This window comes from Maricaulis sp., from assembly GCF_034670125.1.
Taxonomy (GTDB): Bacteria; Pseudomonadota; Alphaproteobacteria; order Caulobacterales; family Maricaulaceae; genus Maricaulis.
Window position 1 is genome coordinate 353080 of the sequence record NZ_JAXMOC010000003.1, and the last position, 14760, is coordinate 367839.

Annotated in this window: 17 protein-coding genes and 2 pseudogenes; 7 read left to right on the plus strand and 12 right to left on the minus strand. The window is 62.5% G+C overall.

Annotated elements, in window-relative coordinates; all coding sequences use genetic code 11:
• Positions 1 to 5 precede the first annotated feature (5 nt).
• Positions 6 to 479: a DUF6265 family protein gene (locus tag VOI18_RS07915; protein ID WP_323761857.1), complete on the minus strand. Its 474-nt coding sequence runs from the start codon at positions 477 to 479 to the stop codon at positions 6 to 8.
• A 104-nt stretch (positions 480 to 583) separates the two neighbouring features.
• Positions 584 to 1204, minus strand: a complete 621-nt coding sequence (locus VOI18_RS07920) for a class I SAM-dependent methyltransferase (protein ID WP_323761858.1) — start codon at positions 1202 to 1204, stop codon at positions 584 to 586.
• A gap of 122 nt (positions 1205 to 1326) precedes the next feature.
• Here VOI18_RS07920 and VOI18_RS07925 point away from each other — a divergent pair, with 122 nt between their 5' ends.
• Positions 1327 to 1881: a DUF4269 domain-containing protein gene (locus VOI18_RS07925; protein WP_323761859.1), complete on the plus strand. Its 555-nt coding sequence runs from the start codon at positions 1327 to 1329 to the stop codon at positions 1879 to 1881.
• On the opposite strand, the gene VOI18_RS07930 is transcribed toward VOI18_RS07925, so the two are convergent.
• Positions 1878 to 2621, minus strand: coding sequence for a 2OG-Fe(II) oxygenase (locus VOI18_RS07930; RefSeq protein ID WP_323761860.1), 744 nt, complete (start codon positions 2619 to 2621; stop codon positions 1878 to 1880). The two genes, VOI18_RS07925 and VOI18_RS07930, sit on opposite strands and share 4 nt — an antisense overlap.
• Positions 2622 to 2697: 76 nt before the next feature.
• Positions 2698 to 3021 carry a TraR/DksA family transcriptional regulator gene (locus VOI18_RS07935; RefSeq protein ID WP_323761861.1) on the minus strand — a complete coding sequence of 108 codons (324 nt, stop codon included), beginning with the start codon at positions 3019 to 3021 and terminating at the stop codon, positions 2698 to 2700.
• A gap of 105 nt (positions 3022 to 3126) precedes the next feature.
• Between VOI18_RS07935 and VOI18_RS07940 the strand changes: the two genes are divergently transcribed.
• The 3 genes from VOI18_RS07940 (at position 3127) to VOI18_RS07950 (ending at position 6087) form a co-directional block, all read left to right on the plus strand.
• Positions 3127 to 3624: a DinB family protein gene (locus tag VOI18_RS07940; protein ID WP_323761862.1), complete on the plus strand. Its 498-nt coding sequence runs from the start codon at positions 3127 to 3129 to the stop codon at positions 3622 to 3624.
• A gap of 103 nt (positions 3625 to 3727) precedes the next feature.
• Positions 3728 to 4687, plus strand: a complete 960-nt coding sequence (locus VOI18_RS07945) for an ABC transporter ATP-binding protein (protein WP_323761863.1) — start codon at positions 3728 to 3730, stop codon at positions 4685 to 4687.
• Positions 4687 to 6087: an ABC transporter permease gene (locus VOI18_RS07950; protein WP_323761864.1), complete on the plus strand. Its 1401-nt coding sequence runs from the start codon at positions 4687 to 4689 to the stop codon at positions 6085 to 6087. The genes VOI18_RS07945 and VOI18_RS07950 overlap by 1 nt, the downstream gene beginning before the upstream one ends.
• Positions 6088 to 6521: 434 nt before the next feature.
• Here VOI18_RS07950 and VOI18_RS07955 read toward each other — a convergent pair whose 3' ends face one another.
• Genes VOI18_RS07955 through VOI18_RS07965 form a run of 3 tightly spaced genes read right to left on the minus strand, consistent with a single transcriptional unit; the run spans position 6522 to position 9333 of the window.
• On the minus strand, positions 6522 to 7391 hold the full coding sequence (locus VOI18_RS07955; protein ID WP_323761865.1) for an HNH endonuclease: 870 nt from the start codon (positions 7389 to 7391) through the stop codon (positions 6522 to 6524).
• Entirely contained in the window at positions 7388 to 8098 is a 711-nt protein-coding gene (locus VOI18_RS07960; RefSeq protein ID WP_323761866.1) for an OmpA/MotB family protein, read from the minus strand. The genes VOI18_RS07955 and VOI18_RS07960 overlap by 4 nt, the downstream gene beginning before the upstream one ends.
• Positions 8098 to 9333 (minus strand): hypothetical protein, encoded by a 1236-nt coding sequence (locus VOI18_RS07965; protein WP_323761867.1) that lies wholly within the window; start codon positions 9331 to 9333, stop codon positions 8098 to 8100. The genes VOI18_RS07960 and VOI18_RS07965 overlap by 1 nt, the downstream gene beginning before the upstream one ends.
• Before the next feature lie 250 nt (positions 9334 to 9583).
• Here VOI18_RS07965 and VOI18_RS07970 point away from each other — a divergent pair.
• Positions 9584 to 9685 (plus strand): annotated as a pseudogene (locus tag VOI18_RS07970) (transposase); the annotation flags it as partial.
• Between the two features lie 127 nt (positions 9686 to 9812).
• Here the strand turns inward: VOI18_RS07970 and VOI18_RS15055 are convergent.
• Both VOI18_RS15055 and rpsU read right to left on the minus strand, forming a co-directional pair.
• Positions 9813 to 9902, minus strand: a pseudogene (locus VOI18_RS15055) (transposase); the annotation flags it as partial.
• A 488-nt stretch (positions 9903 to 10390) separates the two neighbouring features.
• Positions 10391 to 10669 (minus strand): 30S ribosomal protein S21, encoded by a 279-nt coding sequence (gene rpsU, locus VOI18_RS07975; RefSeq protein ID WP_011644492.1) that lies wholly within the window; start codon positions 10667 to 10669, stop codon positions 10391 to 10393.
• A 112-nt stretch (positions 10670 to 10781) separates the two neighbouring features.
• Here rpsU and VOI18_RS07980 point away from each other — a divergent pair, with 112 nt between their 5' ends.
• Together VOI18_RS07980 and VOI18_RS07985 are read left to right on the plus strand one after the other, a co-directional pair.
• Positions 10782 to 11459 (plus strand): COQ9 family protein, encoded by a 678-nt coding sequence (locus VOI18_RS07980; protein ID WP_323761868.1) that lies wholly within the window; start codon positions 10782 to 10784, stop codon positions 11457 to 11459.
• Between the two features lie 144 nt (positions 11460 to 11603).
• Positions 11604 to 12248 (plus strand): alternative oxidase, encoded by a 645-nt coding sequence (locus VOI18_RS07985; RefSeq protein ID WP_323761869.1) that lies wholly within the window; start codon positions 11604 to 11606, stop codon positions 12246 to 12248.
• Here VOI18_RS07985 and VOI18_RS07990 read toward each other — a convergent pair.
• Genes VOI18_RS07990 through purE form a run of 3 tightly spaced genes read right to left on the minus strand, consistent with a single transcriptional unit; the run spans position 12245 to position 14676 of the window.
• The gene (locus VOI18_RS07990; protein ID WP_323761870.1) at positions 12245 to 13030 is read right to left on the minus strand and encodes a metallophosphoesterase; all 786 of its coding nucleotides are present in this window, start codon (positions 13028 to 13030) and stop codon (positions 12245 to 12247) included. The two genes, VOI18_RS07985 and VOI18_RS07990, sit on opposite strands and share 4 nt — an antisense overlap.
• A gap of 40 nt (positions 13031 to 13070) precedes the next feature.
• Entirely contained in the window at positions 13071 to 14150 is a 1080-nt protein-coding gene (locus tag VOI18_RS07995; RefSeq protein WP_323761871.1) for a 5-(carboxyamino)imidazole ribonucleotide synthase, read from the minus strand.
• Between the two features lie 4 nt (positions 14151 to 14154).
• Positions 14155 to 14676 (minus strand): 5-(carboxyamino)imidazole ribonucleotide mutase, encoded by a 522-nt coding sequence (gene purE, locus VOI18_RS08000; protein WP_323761872.1) that lies wholly within the window; start codon positions 14674 to 14676, stop codon positions 14155 to 14157.
• Positions 14677 to 14760 lie beyond the last annotated feature (84 nt).

The window sequence follows — 14760 nt, forward strand, 5'->3', positions numbered from 1 at the left end:
CACGACTACGGCGAGGTCCGACTGAATTCGAACACCTCGGTCGTCAGGCTTCCATCCCGCTGTCTCATGTCGAGCCGGGCCGTGAATGCATCCGGTCCGTCGAATTCGAGAACAAGACCGCGGAACTCGATGCGTGTTTCCGAGATCTGCTCGAAGTGGAAGGTGATCTGTTCAGTCTGGGTTTCCCAGCCGGTGAAGTCGCGGTTGAAATGCTTCACCTGATAGCCAAATTCGCCCTCGGCATTGGTGCCGATCATCAGCATTTCCGTGAATTGCAGCGCCCCTTCAGCGGAATACTGGAAGGCCCCCACCAGCTCGCCGCTTTGCGTGCGCATCCAGCACTCCGACATCTCACCGGCGAACCCGTCGGCCTGCCAGCACCCTTCCATCCAGGCCAGCTGCTCGAGCACGTCGGCATCGGCGGGTCGGGCCTCGGCCGGCTGAACCATCAACGCCAAAGCCAGTATCGCATAGGTCATAACGGCCATCCCATTTGCTGCCAGAAGGCCCATCCTAGCGGAATATCAATCGACTGGCGTGCCAGATCTGGCGGTTTTGTCCGGCCCTCGCCAGACAACGCCGCTCATCGCACCCCCGCCAGCCCCCGATAGACATAACCGGCAAATTTCGGCGTGCGTGGCTCATAATCGGCTTCCAGGCGGTCGATGCGGAAACCGCCGCCCTCGATCAACCGGTCCATGGGACGGGTCAGGTGGCAACCGCCTCCGGTGATCTTCCAGACCGGCTCCAGCCGACGCTGCCATTTCACCACGCCCTCATCCGGCGCCAGGCCATGCTCCATGAAGACAAGGCGGCCGTCCGGTTTGAGCACGCGCCGCATCTCGGCGAGGGCGGCTTCATAGTCGGGGATGGTACACAGGGTGAAGGCCAGCAGGACCGTGTCGATCGAGTTGTCCTCGACGGGCAGGGCCTCGCCGGGCGCGTCGACCAGCTCGACCGGGATGGACTGGGCATTGATCGCCCGCCGCGCCTTGACCCGCATGCCGCTGGACGGCTCGACCCCGATGATCCGGCTGACCCGGCCGGCGTCGTAATAGGGCAGGTTCGGCCCCGCTCCCATGCCAACCTCGAGGACGCTGCCAAAGGCTTCCGGCACCATGACTTCGCGGTGGTTGGCGACCGGTTTGCTGCCACAGGCACAGGCGATGATGTTGGGCAGGATGCGCTCGCTGTAAAACCCCATGCAATACCTCCCTCACTGGCCACCGGACACTCGCCCGACGGCCTGCGCCTGTCCATGCACGAAAATGTCAGGCCGCCGGGCCCGGATTGACAGCCGACCCGTCCTGCGCGAGATCGGCGGGCATGACCGAGACCGTCCTGCCCTGCTCGCACGCGCGCCAGATCATCTCCCGGCACGGGCTGCTACGGCGACTGGCGGCATTCACTCCGCGCTGGGTGGGATCCATCCCGCTCAATATCCACGGACCCGGCGCCGATATCGACATCGCATGCTGTGCGACCGCCGGACTGCCGGACTTCAAGGCCGCACTTTCGGACCTGACCGCCAACCGGCCGGATGCCACCGTCAGCGACAACCAGCATGCCGGCGAGGCCTCGGTCATCGCCAGGCTGGAGATCGAGGGTGTGCCGGTCGAAATCTTCGGGCGGGAGCGTCCCGTCGAGACTCATGAGAGCTATGTCCACTGGCTGGCCGAACACCGACTGCTCGGTCTCGCCGAGGACCGACTGCGGCTGGATGTGCGACAGGCCAAGGCCGACGGGTTGAAGACCGAGCCGGCCTTTGCCCGCTGCCTCGGCCTGGGTGGCGACCCGTTTGTCGAATTGCTCAAGCTTGCCTCGCCCGGCGACGACGCCTTGCGGACCCTGATCAGCCGAGCCGGTTACGCGCCGCGCTAGCTGGCCCGGCTGACCGGTCCCGGATCGTCACCGGTCCGTAACCAGCCTGTCACCGACACGCGGTGTGCCGGCACGCCCGCCGCTACCGGGGTCACCTGGTGCGGTTGGGGAACCTTGAACAGGGACAGAGTATTGCCGCGCGGCACGAAGCGCTCGGTGACCGCTCCCAGCGCCGTCTCGAATTGCAGCACACCGCCCCATCTCTCCTGCCAATCCTCGCTCAGCGTGAGAACAAAGGCCGCCACCCGGTTCTTGCCGGGATTGCCGTCATCATGCGTGGTCAGGAAATGCCCGGCGCGATAGCGCGTCAACTGGGCGTCGGCAAAGCTGATCTCCGGGGCGTCCAGGATCTGCCGCATCGGATCCAGGAAGTCGGCGCTGTTGAGGGCGGTATAGAGGTCGGCCAGTACCGGCGCCTCATCGGCCAGCACGCCGCCATGCCATTTGTCGTAAAGCGGATAGGTCTCGTAGAGATATTGAAAGCCCTCCGCCGCGCCCGCCTGGACGCGATGGTCAAACTCGGCTTTCTGGGCGGGCGGCATGGCATCCATGGCCGCCGCGTCAAGGTCGAGATGCCGGCCGCCCAAGCGGGTGACCAGAGTCCAGCGCGGCACGGCATTCACGGCCGACAGCAGGTCCGCGTGCGCGTCGGCGGCCAGCGCCTGTGGCAGCTGTGCCCGCGTGTGATGGTTCAGCCAGTCTTCCGCTTGCGCCAGCAATTGCGCGGTCAGGTCAAACATACACTGTCACTCCCTCTCAGGCAGTTTCCCAGAAGGACGCGCCGGATTGAAGTGACGTGTCAGCAATTTGTCCGGGTCAGGCGCAGCCGGCGCAACGCGGAACGGCGGGGTCCAGGGCCAGCCGGGCGGGTTCGATCGCCTCGCCGCACTCAACGCACCAGCCATAATCATCGTCGTCGACGCGAGCCAGGGCCGCGTCGATCCGACGGACCTCGACGGCGCGTCTCGCATTGGCGGCCTTGGCCATCTCCTGAACCTGCATCGAATCGAGCCGCGACAGACGGCCCACCGATTGCTGATCGAGCTCGACCGGCTTGCGGTCGTCGCGGGCGGCGTCGGACAGGTCCAGCAATTCCTGGCGCAGCGCCATCAGCTGGGTTCGGGCGGTTTCACTGCTCATGCGCGTTCACCCTTGTGTGCTTTTGCAACACGGGCAGTATCGGCCTGAACCGGACCGGCGACCAGCAGATTGAACACTGGTCCGGCCGACAGCGGAGCCCGAGCCATGCGCGACCATTTTCTTCAACTGGCCGACTACAACGCCTGGGCCAACCGGCGGATCTATGCGGCCGCCCGGGAGATCGGAGCCGAAGCCCGCGGCCGCGAGACCGGCGCCTATTTTGGTTCCCTGCAAGGCACGTTGACCCATATTCTGGTGGCTGATCATCTGTGGTTGGCCCGCCTTCAGGCCCGACCCGCCCCGCATGCGCGCCTCGACGAGACGCCGACGGCCGATTTCGAAGCGCTGTGGACCGCCCGGCAGCAGCAGGACGATGCGGTTCGCGCCCTCATCGCCGCCCTGGACGACGCCGCGATCGCCGACGCGTTCGCCTATACCGACATGTCCGGAACGTCGCGCACCCTGCCGCGCCGGATCATTCTCACCCACATGTTCAATCACGCCACTCATCATCGCGGCCAGGCGCACCACCAGCTCAGCCAGCTGGGTCTGGCCGAACCACCCCCGCTCGACCTGCCCTATTTCGTCCTGGACCTGGTCTGACCGGGTGTCTTGGGTGGGAAGGGGGGACGCTGAACTGCCCAATGCCGGTGGCCTCCCGCCACCGGGCTGACTAGGCTCCGCCGGATACAGGATAGGGGGCATCATGTCCGAGACCATTCTCGAACTTTCCAACGTATCGAAGACCTTCGCCGGCAAGCCCGCCGTACGCGATGTCAGCTTCGGCGTGCAACGCGGCCGGATCACCGGCTTTCTCGGTCCCAATGGCGCCGGCAAGACGACCAGCCTGCGCATGTCGCTGGGCATTCTCACCCCCGACAGCGGCTCGGTGAGCCTGTTCGGCGGCAAGCCGCGACCGGCGGCTCTGGACCGCGTCGGCTTCCTGCCGGAAGAACGCGGCATCTACCGCAAGATGAAAGTGATCGATGTCATTACCTTCTTTGCCCGCCTGAAGGGTGTCGGCGCGGCAGAGGCCCGCAAGCGCGGCCTCGCCATGCTGGAAGAGTTCGACCTGCCGGATGTGGCCGAGAGCAAGGTGAAAACCCTGTCCAAGGGCATGGCCCAGAAGGTCCAGATCATCTCGACCCTGGTCCACGAGCCGGAATTCATCATCCTCGACGAACCTTTCTCGGGCCTCGACCCGGTCAACCAGAATGCGCTGGAACAGATCGTTCGCCGCCAGGCCGAAGCCGGGCGCACGGTGCTGTTCTCGACCCATGTGATGGAACATGCCGAACGCCTGTGCGACCAGATCGTGCTGGTCGCCAAGGGCCGCAAAGTCTTTGACGGCAGCGTCAAACAGGCGCTGGGCGAGGTCCCGCGCCGTGTCACTGTGGAGGTCACCTCCGACCATGACCTGTCACAGTTGCTGGCCGGCAAGGGCGAGATTGCCCGCGGTGAGCCGGTCGACGGACATGCCGTGTGGACGATCGACCTTGCGTCCGGCGCCGACGCCCAGGACGTGCTCAAGGCTTGCGTCGATGGCGGCGTGAAACTGGCCCGCTTCGAGCCCGTGCGCGCACACCTCCACGACGCCTTTGTCCATCTTGTCGGCGCCAGCGCCGCCTCCAACACGACTGCCACCACTGAAACGGAGGCCGTGTGATGCGCGCCATCTATCTCATCGCCCGCCGCGAATTCCTCTCCTATGTCGCCACCTGGGGCTTCTGGTTGTCGCTGGCCTCGGTGCCCATGTTCATGGCGCTGGGCATCGGCATGCCGATCCTGATCGAGAACTCCCAGCCAACCCGCTATTACGTCCTCGTCGACGAGACCGGCGGTACGCTGGAAGCCGCTATCGAGGCCCAGGCCGAGGCCAGTCGGGCCGAAGCGCTGGAACGGACGCGGGAAATGGCGCGCGAGATGTTCGGCGACCTGCCGCAGATCGAGGCCGCGCTGGCCTCCCAGCCGCAGCTTTCAGATGAACGCTATATCCGCGTTGACGCCGGCACGACCGAACTGGACCAGTTGCGCCCCTATCTGACTGGCGATGCCAGCATCACGACCGCTGACGGCGAGAGCGGTCTGTTCGCGGCGATCTACTTGCGCCAGTCGGCGACCGGCGCAATCGAGATGGATTACTGGAGTGCCAATGTGTCCGACAGCGGCCTGCGCTCGCAGATCCGCAACTCCCTGCGCGACCACATGCAGACCCAGTATCTCATCGATAATGGCGTCAATCCGGACCTGATCGAAACAGCCGATGACCTGTCGCCGGATGTCCGCGAGCTCAACCCCGAGCGCACTGGCGACACGGCCGAGGTCACAGCTGCCGAGCGCATTCCGCTGATTGTCAGCGCCATGACCGCGTTCGGTCTCTGGGTGATCATCTTTTCGGTGGTCAACATGCTGCTCACGGCGATGATCGAGGAAAAGGGCAACAAGGTGCTGGAAATGATGCTGGCATCGACCCGGCATCATGAGATCCTGACCGGCAAGCTGGCCGGGGTCGCGGCTGTTTCTGCCACCCTGCTCCTGGTCTGGGGCGGAATGGCGATCATGGGCACGCTCGGCGTGCAGCAGATCGCCGCCGGCAGTGACATGCCGATTGCCGACATCCTGGCCGCGGTACTTGATCCGGGCCTGCTGCTGCCAGCGTTTGGCTACTTCATCATCGGATATCTGATGTATGGCGCGATCTTCCTGGCCATCGGTTCGCTGTGCGAGACCCTGCAGGACGCCCAGACCCTGATGAGTCCGATGATGCTGATCATGATGGTGCCGCTTTTCCTGGTCATGATGGCGATCGAATCCCCGGACAGCCCGGTCGTGGCAATTGCCAGCTGGGTGCCGCTTTGGACGCCCTTCATCATGCTCGCGCGCCTGCCGCACGATATCGGCATGGTCGACATTGCCGGCACGACGGCAGCAATGATCGGCACCGCGATTTTCGTGATCTGGGGCTCTGGCGTGCTGTTCCGAATGGGCGCGCTCAACCAGGCCAACCAGGATACTGTGAAGGGCTGGTTCAGCCTTGGCGGCAAGAAGACGCCCGCTGAGGGCTAGGCATGCGACCCGGCTGCCCTTCGGGGCGGCCGGGGCTGCCCTGGAAGACAGGTGCCCGCCGTCTTTGGGCCAGTTGCCCGCTCCTGGACCCGTTAAACCCGAACGTGTTTTGCATGAATTGCTCAGTCTCTCGAAATGAACGAGTAAGCCGAAGGGCTCAGGACAGCAGAAATTGTGTCTGTCCCAGTTATTTTCAGGACAGCAGAAATTGTGTCTGTCCCAGTTATTTGTCACATGATGCGGATAACCGGGCAGAACGATCCGGGCTTGGCGGGCTATCGGAGCATACTCGTGCACCAGAGAATTCATGCAATCCAAAATTGTAAATCGGGCCAGAAACGGGTACGTGTCCCCGGTTTTGCCGGTAGACTGGCAGCCCCCCGTGGCACGCCCTCGCTGAGCCTGCTCGAAATGATTCGGGGAGGGGCCGTACCCTAGCTTGTGCCAGTCTGCTCGCGACGTAAGCGCTCGATAGATCTCTTTGCGCGTGGGTCAACGTGCATCCGTTCGTGACCCGGTTCATCTGCATGGCACAACGCGCAGAGCGGTTCGAGGTTTGAGGGGCGATTGTCGCCCTTATGACCATTTTTGTGATGGACGTGTAGCCAACGGTGGTGCGCTAACGCATGGAGGGATACGTCGCATTTCGAACAGGTCCAACCAGCCTGATATCGGACCCGTTCCGAGATTTTTGACCAGTCATCAACGTAAATGCTGCGAGGAGCAGTCTTGTCAGTATAGCGCGGCGCGCCGCCGAAGAACGTGCTGTAGGACTCTAGGAACTCGGTTACATCGAACTCGGATTGGATCCTCCTCCGAGCAGAACGACGTCCCTCCGCGGCACCTTTGTAGTTCAGCTCCTTCAAGCAGTTCAGGCAAACGTGGATTGGTGCTTCTATTTCGGACAGCGTGACCTCGTCGTATTCGAAAACGTCGATCCGGTAGAGGTTGTCTCTCCGGCTGGTGGCGACATACCGGTCAAATCTCTTGCGGCGACGCATTTCCTCGATCGTCGAACAGGCCTTTAAATGCACCCGGTTACCCCTCGCAGGGTCTTCTCGAACTTCAATTCGTCGGGTGTGGTCTTTGATGTAGATGACGACTTGCTGGCCTTCGAGTTGAAATAGACCGCCTGGGCCGTCCGCGACATCCTCAAGGGCGACGCCGTCGACTTCCACGGCCTCGAACCGAACCGCCTCTCGCTCCGCGAGATCGTCCAGCTCGGGGCGCCAGCTGATATCGGGTGCTTTCAACCTCTCTTGGACCTTGAGCAGCCCTGGATAATTATTCAGGAGCTTGATCATTCCGCTTCGAACTGTTCCAGGATTTCATTGAGCCGGTTCTGCGTTGTGGTACGTACGCGAAATTCAACCCGTCGGGAGCGAACGGGATCTTCCATCGAGCTATCGCCATCGGTGATCGGGCGCGACGAAGCGAGGCCATTGGCCGTCAGCAGTGGTCGCGCCCAGCCAACGTGCGAGGACGAGCCATCGAGCTCAAGGGCGTATTGGAGCACTGAACGGGTACGGTCCTGCGACAGCTCCATATTCCGGAAATAGGCTTCGCCCTCAGAAACACCGACCCAGTCGCTCGACGTGTGCCCTTCGATACGGATTTCCTCGATGAGCGAGGCTTCATAAAACGGTTCTAAGGTTGCGAGATACCGCGGAAAAAAATCCGACAGGATCACTTCGAATTCCGGCCTTAAGGCAGCGTCTCCCGCTTCGAACAGGACGTCTGGAGAGTTGAAACGAAGGGTCAGTTCATTGCGGTCCAACTGGGCATTCCAGCGCGGTAGGTCATCTTCGAACTCGGCTTGAAGGGCGTTGTAGATCTCCAGTTCACCTTCCTGCCAGGCTTGGACGATTGCCTCGACGTTCAATTTTATCCGCTGGAGCGGCTGGATGTAGAGAATGGCAATGAACAGGAAGAAGACCATCAGCCCCGCCATCAGGTCTGAAACTGATAGCCATCCCTCCCCCTCGGAATGCTCTCCTCGGCGAGCGAACATCAGTCAGCCCCAACTACGCGCAACGAGCCGACGGCATCCGCGGTGCGCTCATAATCATCCGCGAGCTTGGCAGAGATGCTGGCCAAGTGGTTGCCCATAACCTCAAGCGAACGTTTCAGTTCTTCCTGCATTTGCTCGTCAAAGGTGGAGAATGCCTGTTCGAGCGATTTCTCCAATCGGTCCATACCTTCGGCCAAGTGGTCCGCGGCCTCGCTGTAGTGGGTCTTCGCTTCAGCGGCGGACTCGCGCAGTGCATCAGCGGATTCCTGAACCTTGGCGGCAAAACCTGTGGTGAGCAGGTCGATGTTTTCGTTGATCGCCGGCATCGCGCCGCTGACCTCCGTTCGGAGGGTCGCGACGGCGTTGGTCAATCCAGCTGTTGCTTCCAGCTGTTCGCCAAGATCAGCCATGATCCTGTCAATCGCGGCCGCGCGCTCGGGCATTGTCTCTACCGACTTGCTGACCTCGGTGAGCGTTTGAGCTGCCGTTTCCAATTGCACGCCGACAGACTTCAAGCATTCTTCGGATTCCTCGATGTGTTGCTTGTACCGTTCTTGCCATTCCAGAAGCTGGCCGACGGCTTCGTTCAGCTGTTTGAAGTTCTCCCCGAACTGCTCGGTGAGCTTCTCGTTGAAATCCCGAATGACTTCGTTGAGCGCCTCGATCAGTGCCTTCGAGTTGTTCTCGGCCATTTCCTTGGCAAATGCATTAAATGCCTCGATTTGGCGTTCAAATCCTTCTTGAACGGCCGCACGGTTGGCGTCGTTTCCATCCTGAATGCTGGTTCTGAGTTTCTGGATTTGCGTTAGCAGACTGGCGTCTTCGCCGCCGCTCAGCGCACGGGTCTGTTCGCCTATGCCCATTTCGATCGCCTGCAGGATTTCAATCGGGTCTGTGGAGGTGCCGCCAGAAGGCGGAGCAATCAGGGGTTGCAGTAAGCGGAAGGCGATTGCCGCTCCCATCCCTGCGACGCTGCTCCAGAATGCGGTCTTGAGCCCTTCCAAAAGCAGAGGGACGCTCTCATCCACCTGCGTAACGTCGAACCCCAACAGGCCAATCAGTATGCCAACGAAGGTGCCGAATACACCGAACGTCGTGAGGAGCCCCGGCATGGAGGCGGCGAACCCAGCGTGTTTGGATTGGTCCTTGTCAGCCTTGCGCGCATGGACCTGGGCGTACAGCCCGAGCATGAAAAGAAGGCCGATTAGACCCAAAAACAATGTGGTTAGTGTCATGAACGTCGCCCCCATCGATATGGCCCGGGCGAAACCTACTCCTGGCAAGGTCTATCTCGCAAGGGTTTCGCATTGAAAAGAAATAGCTAATAGTAGATTTGGCCCTCGCCGCAGCGGGGCAAAGCGCTTGCGTCCTATCGTGTGGGGGCATGTTAGGGTGCGCTGATTCAGCAGAGTTCAGGTGGGGCACTGACCCAGCACCTTAAATTCCGGCCATGGGATGGTAGAGTCCACCGGCGGAGGATGGACGATGCGCAAGAGCCGTTATTCGGAAGAACAGATTATCGGGATGATCCGCGAGCACGAGGCGGGTGTCACGACGAAGCAGCTATGCCGCAAGTACGGCATCTCGCTAATAACCGGGGACACGTACCGATTCAGTCTTCCGGCGGCTCCTGGATTCACAGGGACAAACGCAATTAAATTGCCAGAAATTGTGTCTGTCCCGGTTAATTCCGTGTCTGTCCCGGTTAATTCCCGTCTTCGAAGAAGGTCTGCTGGCGCCGATTGCCGCGTTGCGTGACATGATGCGGATAACCGGGCAGAACGATCCGGGCTTGGCGGGCCATCGGAGCACACTCGTGCACCAGAGTATTGATGCAATCTGGAATAAACGGGGGCTCGTTCCGTTTTTCAGAAGAGCCCCTTTTAATCCGGCGCCGTGGCGCAAACTCCACCCTAAAACGCTTGCCGGAAGACCGCCGTATCCGGTTCTTCAGGTCAAGGGCGGCGCAGCCGCCGCTACGCGGTTCCACCCTTGAGCTGAAGAACCGGATACGGCCTGCTGGCTGACAAGCGATCTATGGTTCGCCCTGCGCACGGCGCCCGGGTCATAAGCGATCAACAGGCGGCCAGGGCTCGACCGACCACAGCAACACATACGCCCATCCGTTTGGCGGCAGGGTCGCGCACTCCGAATGGGGTATCTCGACCCTTTTTCCGCAATCGGGAAGAAGGGCGCAAAGCCCGGAACTCCCCTGAATCCCGGGCAAAAGGAAACCGCCGTGCCCGAGCGGACACGACGGTTTCACTTTACTCGCAATGAGGCCTGGCGACCCTAGCGGCGGGTGGTACCACCACGCTTGGCGATAAGCCCTTCGCGCTGCGCCCGCTTGCGGGCCAGCTTGCGCGCCCGGCGAATGGCTTCAGCCTTCTGGCGAGCCTTTTTCTCCGAGGGCTTCTCGTAATGGTTACGACGCTTCATTTCGCGGAAAGTACCTTCCCGCTGCATCTTCTTTTTCAGCGCACGGAGCGCTTGCTCCACGTTATTGTCGCGCACAACGATCTGTACGATGGCTCTCTCTCCATTAGGTTGGACGCGAGGGCCATTCCTCACGCCACTAGTTCGCCAGAGGCGGGGCTACTAGCAGGCCTGCGACCACGTGTCCACACTGTCAGCACACACGGGCGAGGTGACGAAGTCACCGCACTGGTCTAGACAGATCGACATGATGGAAGCCGATACCCTGCCCCGCTCCGTGAAGGATAGCACACGCGACGCGCTTTTAGAGTCGATTCTACCGCTGGCGGCCTTTGATGGCTGGACCAATGACAGTTTCGACCAGGCCGTCACCGATGCCGGCATCGACAAGGGTCAGGCCCTGCTGGCCTGCCCGCGCGGTGCGCTCGACCTGATCGTGCGCTGGTCGCGCCAGTTGGACCTTGCTGTTGTCGCTGCCGTCCGGGAGGCCGACATCAAGGCGATGAAGATCCGCGAACGGGTCCGATTCGGGGTCATGGCCCGGCTGGAAGCCATCGGACCGCACGAAGAAGCCGCCCGTCGCGCCCGCTCCCGCCTGATGCTGCCCGATGCCGCCAGCGAGGCGCCGCAACTCCTGTGGGCCACCGCAGACACGATCTGGCGGGCCATTGGCGACACCTCCACCGACGTCAACTTCTACTCCAAGCGCACCATCCTGGCCGGCGTTTATGGCTCGACCCTGTCGACCTGGCTCAATGAGGCCGACCTGGACAAGACCGAGGCACAGGCCTTCCTCGACCGCCGCATCCAGAATGTGATGGATTTCGAGAAGACCAAGGCCAATATCGCCAAGCTCACCGCCGACCTGCCCGACCTCGCCGGCCTGCTGGGCAAGCTGAGGCACGGGCCGGGCCCGCGGGTCTGACCGCCACGACGGGTTCAATTCCGACCCGGCAATACCCATATCCCGATTGCGAGACGTATCGCCGCGCGGCGCCGTGACACCTTCCGCTGCCCGACCGACGGGCGCATCGTCACTGGCATGCACCGTCTTTTACGGGAGGCTGACATGCCGACGACGGACCACATCATCCTTGACCAGCACCGCAAGCCGGAGGGCCTTGGCGATCACATTGCCTTCGGCTTTGTGAAATTCCTGCGCTTCATCGCCGATACTTTCTTTGCCAAACGCTATGGCCACCGGGCGGTGGTGCTCGAGACCGTCGCGGCCGTTCCGGGCATGGTTGGCGGACTATTGCAGCACCTCAAGGCGATCCGCCGGATCCGCGACGATGAAGGCTGGATCCGCACCCTGCTGGACGAAGCAGAGAATGAGCGCATGCACCTGATGACCTTCATCGAAATCGCCAAGCCGAGCCTGTTCGAACGCCTGGTGATCATGACCGTCCAGGCGATCTTCTATAATTGCTATTTCTTTCTCTACCTCTTCGCCCCGCGCACGGCCCACCGCGTGGTCGGCTATTTCGAGGAGGAAGCGGTGATCAGCTATACCCAGTATCTGGAAGGCATTGACGCCGGCCGCCACGAGAATGTCGCCGCGCCGCAAATTGCCATCGATTACTGGAAGCTGCCCGCCAGTGCCCGCTTGCGCGATGTCGTCATCGCCGTCCGCGCCGACGAGGCCGGACACCGCGACGTCAATCACGACTTTGCTGACCAGCTCAGCCGCAAGCCGCGCGCCCAGACGGCCTAATCGTCAGCCACATCATCCGCCCAGCGGGGCGAATGATAATAGGTCTGCCGCGCCGGGACCTGCACGCGCTCGCGTTCAGGCCAGCGCAGGGCGGTCAGGTGGCCACCGAAGACACAGCCGGTATCCACACAGATGACATTGTTGCGCTCGCGCACCTCCGGTTCAGCGACATGACCATGCACCACCGTGGCATCGCCACCGTAATTGCGGGCCCAGTCGCGACGGATCGGCAGACCGTGCGCGTCACGCTCCCCGGTCACCTCGCCGAACATGGCAAAGGCCCGCACGCGTTTTGAGTCTTCACCATGCATGTCAGCCTGCACACCAGCATGGGCAACGATCAAGCGGCCCTGATCCAGGATGAGGTGGTGCGGCAGCGCGTCGATGAAAGCGAGCAGTTCGCGCCGGAACTCCGTCGGCTCGGCCTGCACCTGCTCGACAGTTTCCGGCAGGCCGTGCGTCAGCTTGACATCGCGCCCGGCCAGCCAGCGCCGGAACTTGTCATCGTGATTGCCGACCACGCAATGGCCGCGCCCGCCGCTCACGGTTGACATCACTGTGCGCAGAACACCCGGACTGTCGGGCCCTCGATCCACAAGGTCACCGAGAAAGACGAGACGCCGCCCTCGCGGGTGGTGCCAGTCATGCACATCGCGCCGGTCATAACCCAGGCGCTCGAGCAGGCTGACCAGCTCGTCGAAACAGCCATGAATGTCGCCGATCAAGTCGAACGGGCCGCAGTCATCCATGAAAGCACGCGGGTCGGGGGGCGTCCGGATCATGTGCCCAGCATAAGGTGCCCGGCGCGTTTTGGAAGCGGCGTCAGAGCGGAGACAACCGGTTCACATGCCCCATCTTGCGCCCTTCGCGGGTGGAGCGCTTGCCATAGAGATGGAGGCGGGCCTGCGGGTCGGCGGCCAGTTCCGCCCAGGCATCGGCGTCATGACCGATCAGATTGGTCATGAGGCAGGCCGAATGGGCCGACGGGTCGCCCAGCGGCCAACCGGCGACAGCGCGCATGTGCTGTTCGAACTGGCCGCAACCGCACCCGTCCATGGTCCAGTGACCGGTATTGTGAACCCGCGGCGCAATCTCGTTGACGATCAACTCGCCCTCGCCGAGGTCAAACAGCTCGACCGCAAATACGCCGACATGATCCAGCCCGTCCCCGAGGGCGCGGGCAATCTGCAGGGCCCGGTCCTGCGTGGCACTGTCGACGCCGGTGGCCGGAGCCTTTGTCGTCTTGAGGATACCGTCGCCATGGACATTCTCGGCCAGCGGATAGGCCAGCACTTCGCCGCTCACCGATCGCGCCGCCACGACAGACAGCTCGCGCCGGAATGCCGCCGCGCCCTCGAGGATGGCAGGCTGCTGGCCGATCGCCTCCCAGGCCGTGCGGGCGTCGCTCTCGGTGCGGATCCAGGCCTGTCCCTTGCCGTCATAGCCAAAGCGTCGGGTCTTCAGCAGCGCCGGAAGACCGATATCCTCGATCGCCGCTTCCAGCCCGTCGATGTCGTCGACCTGGGCGAAGGGGACCGTCTTCACGCCCTGCCGGTTGATGAAATGCTTCTCGATGAAACGGTCCTGGGTCAGTTCCAGCGATGTCGAACCCGGACGCAGGGGCGCGGCGGCGGCCGCAACAGCCACGGTTTCGACCGGGACGTTCTCGAACTCATAGGTGATGGCGTCACAGCGATCAGCAAAATTGGCAACGGCGCCGGCATCGTCCCAGGGCGCGCAATAGCTGCGCGCGGCGACCCGGCTGGCCGGACAATCGGGCTCGGGATCATAGATGTGGACGTCAAAGCCCAGCGCCGCACCGGCCGTAGCCAGCATGCGGCCAAGCTGACCGCCACCAAGGATTCCGATCACACTGCCCGGGGCCAGGGGCGCATCGCTCATGATGTCAGTCCTCGACCGTCACCGGGACACTGTCCGTTTGCGCCTGACGCCAGGCCGCAAGTCGATCCGCGACGCCCGCATCCATCAGCGACAGGATGGAGGCCGCCAGCAGGCCGGCATTGGTAGCACCGGCATCACCGATCGCCAGCGTGCCGACCGGAACACCGCCCGGCATCTGGACGATGGAGAGCAGGCTGTCCTGACCGTTCAGCGTCCTTGATTTCACAGGAACACCCAGCACCGGCAGGCTGGTCATCGAGGCAACCATGCCCGGCAGGTGCGCCGCACCACCGGCACCGGCGATCACCACCTTGATGCCACGTTCGCGTGCGGTCTTGGAGAACTCGACCAGCCGGTCCGGGGTTCGGTGAGCGGACACGACACGGGTCTCATGGCTGATGCCCAGCTCGTCCAGCACGTCGGCGGCCTTCTTCATGGTCGGCCAATCCGAGCGCGAGCCCATGATGATGGCGACGTCTACGGGACCTGTGGGAGAATTCGGGGACTGGGGCGAAACTTCGCTCATGACGCTTCCTGCGCGGGAAAAGGAAGCGCGCGACCATACCTCTGACCGCGTGAAGGTCAAGATGATCCCGCAAAACCGGGGCAA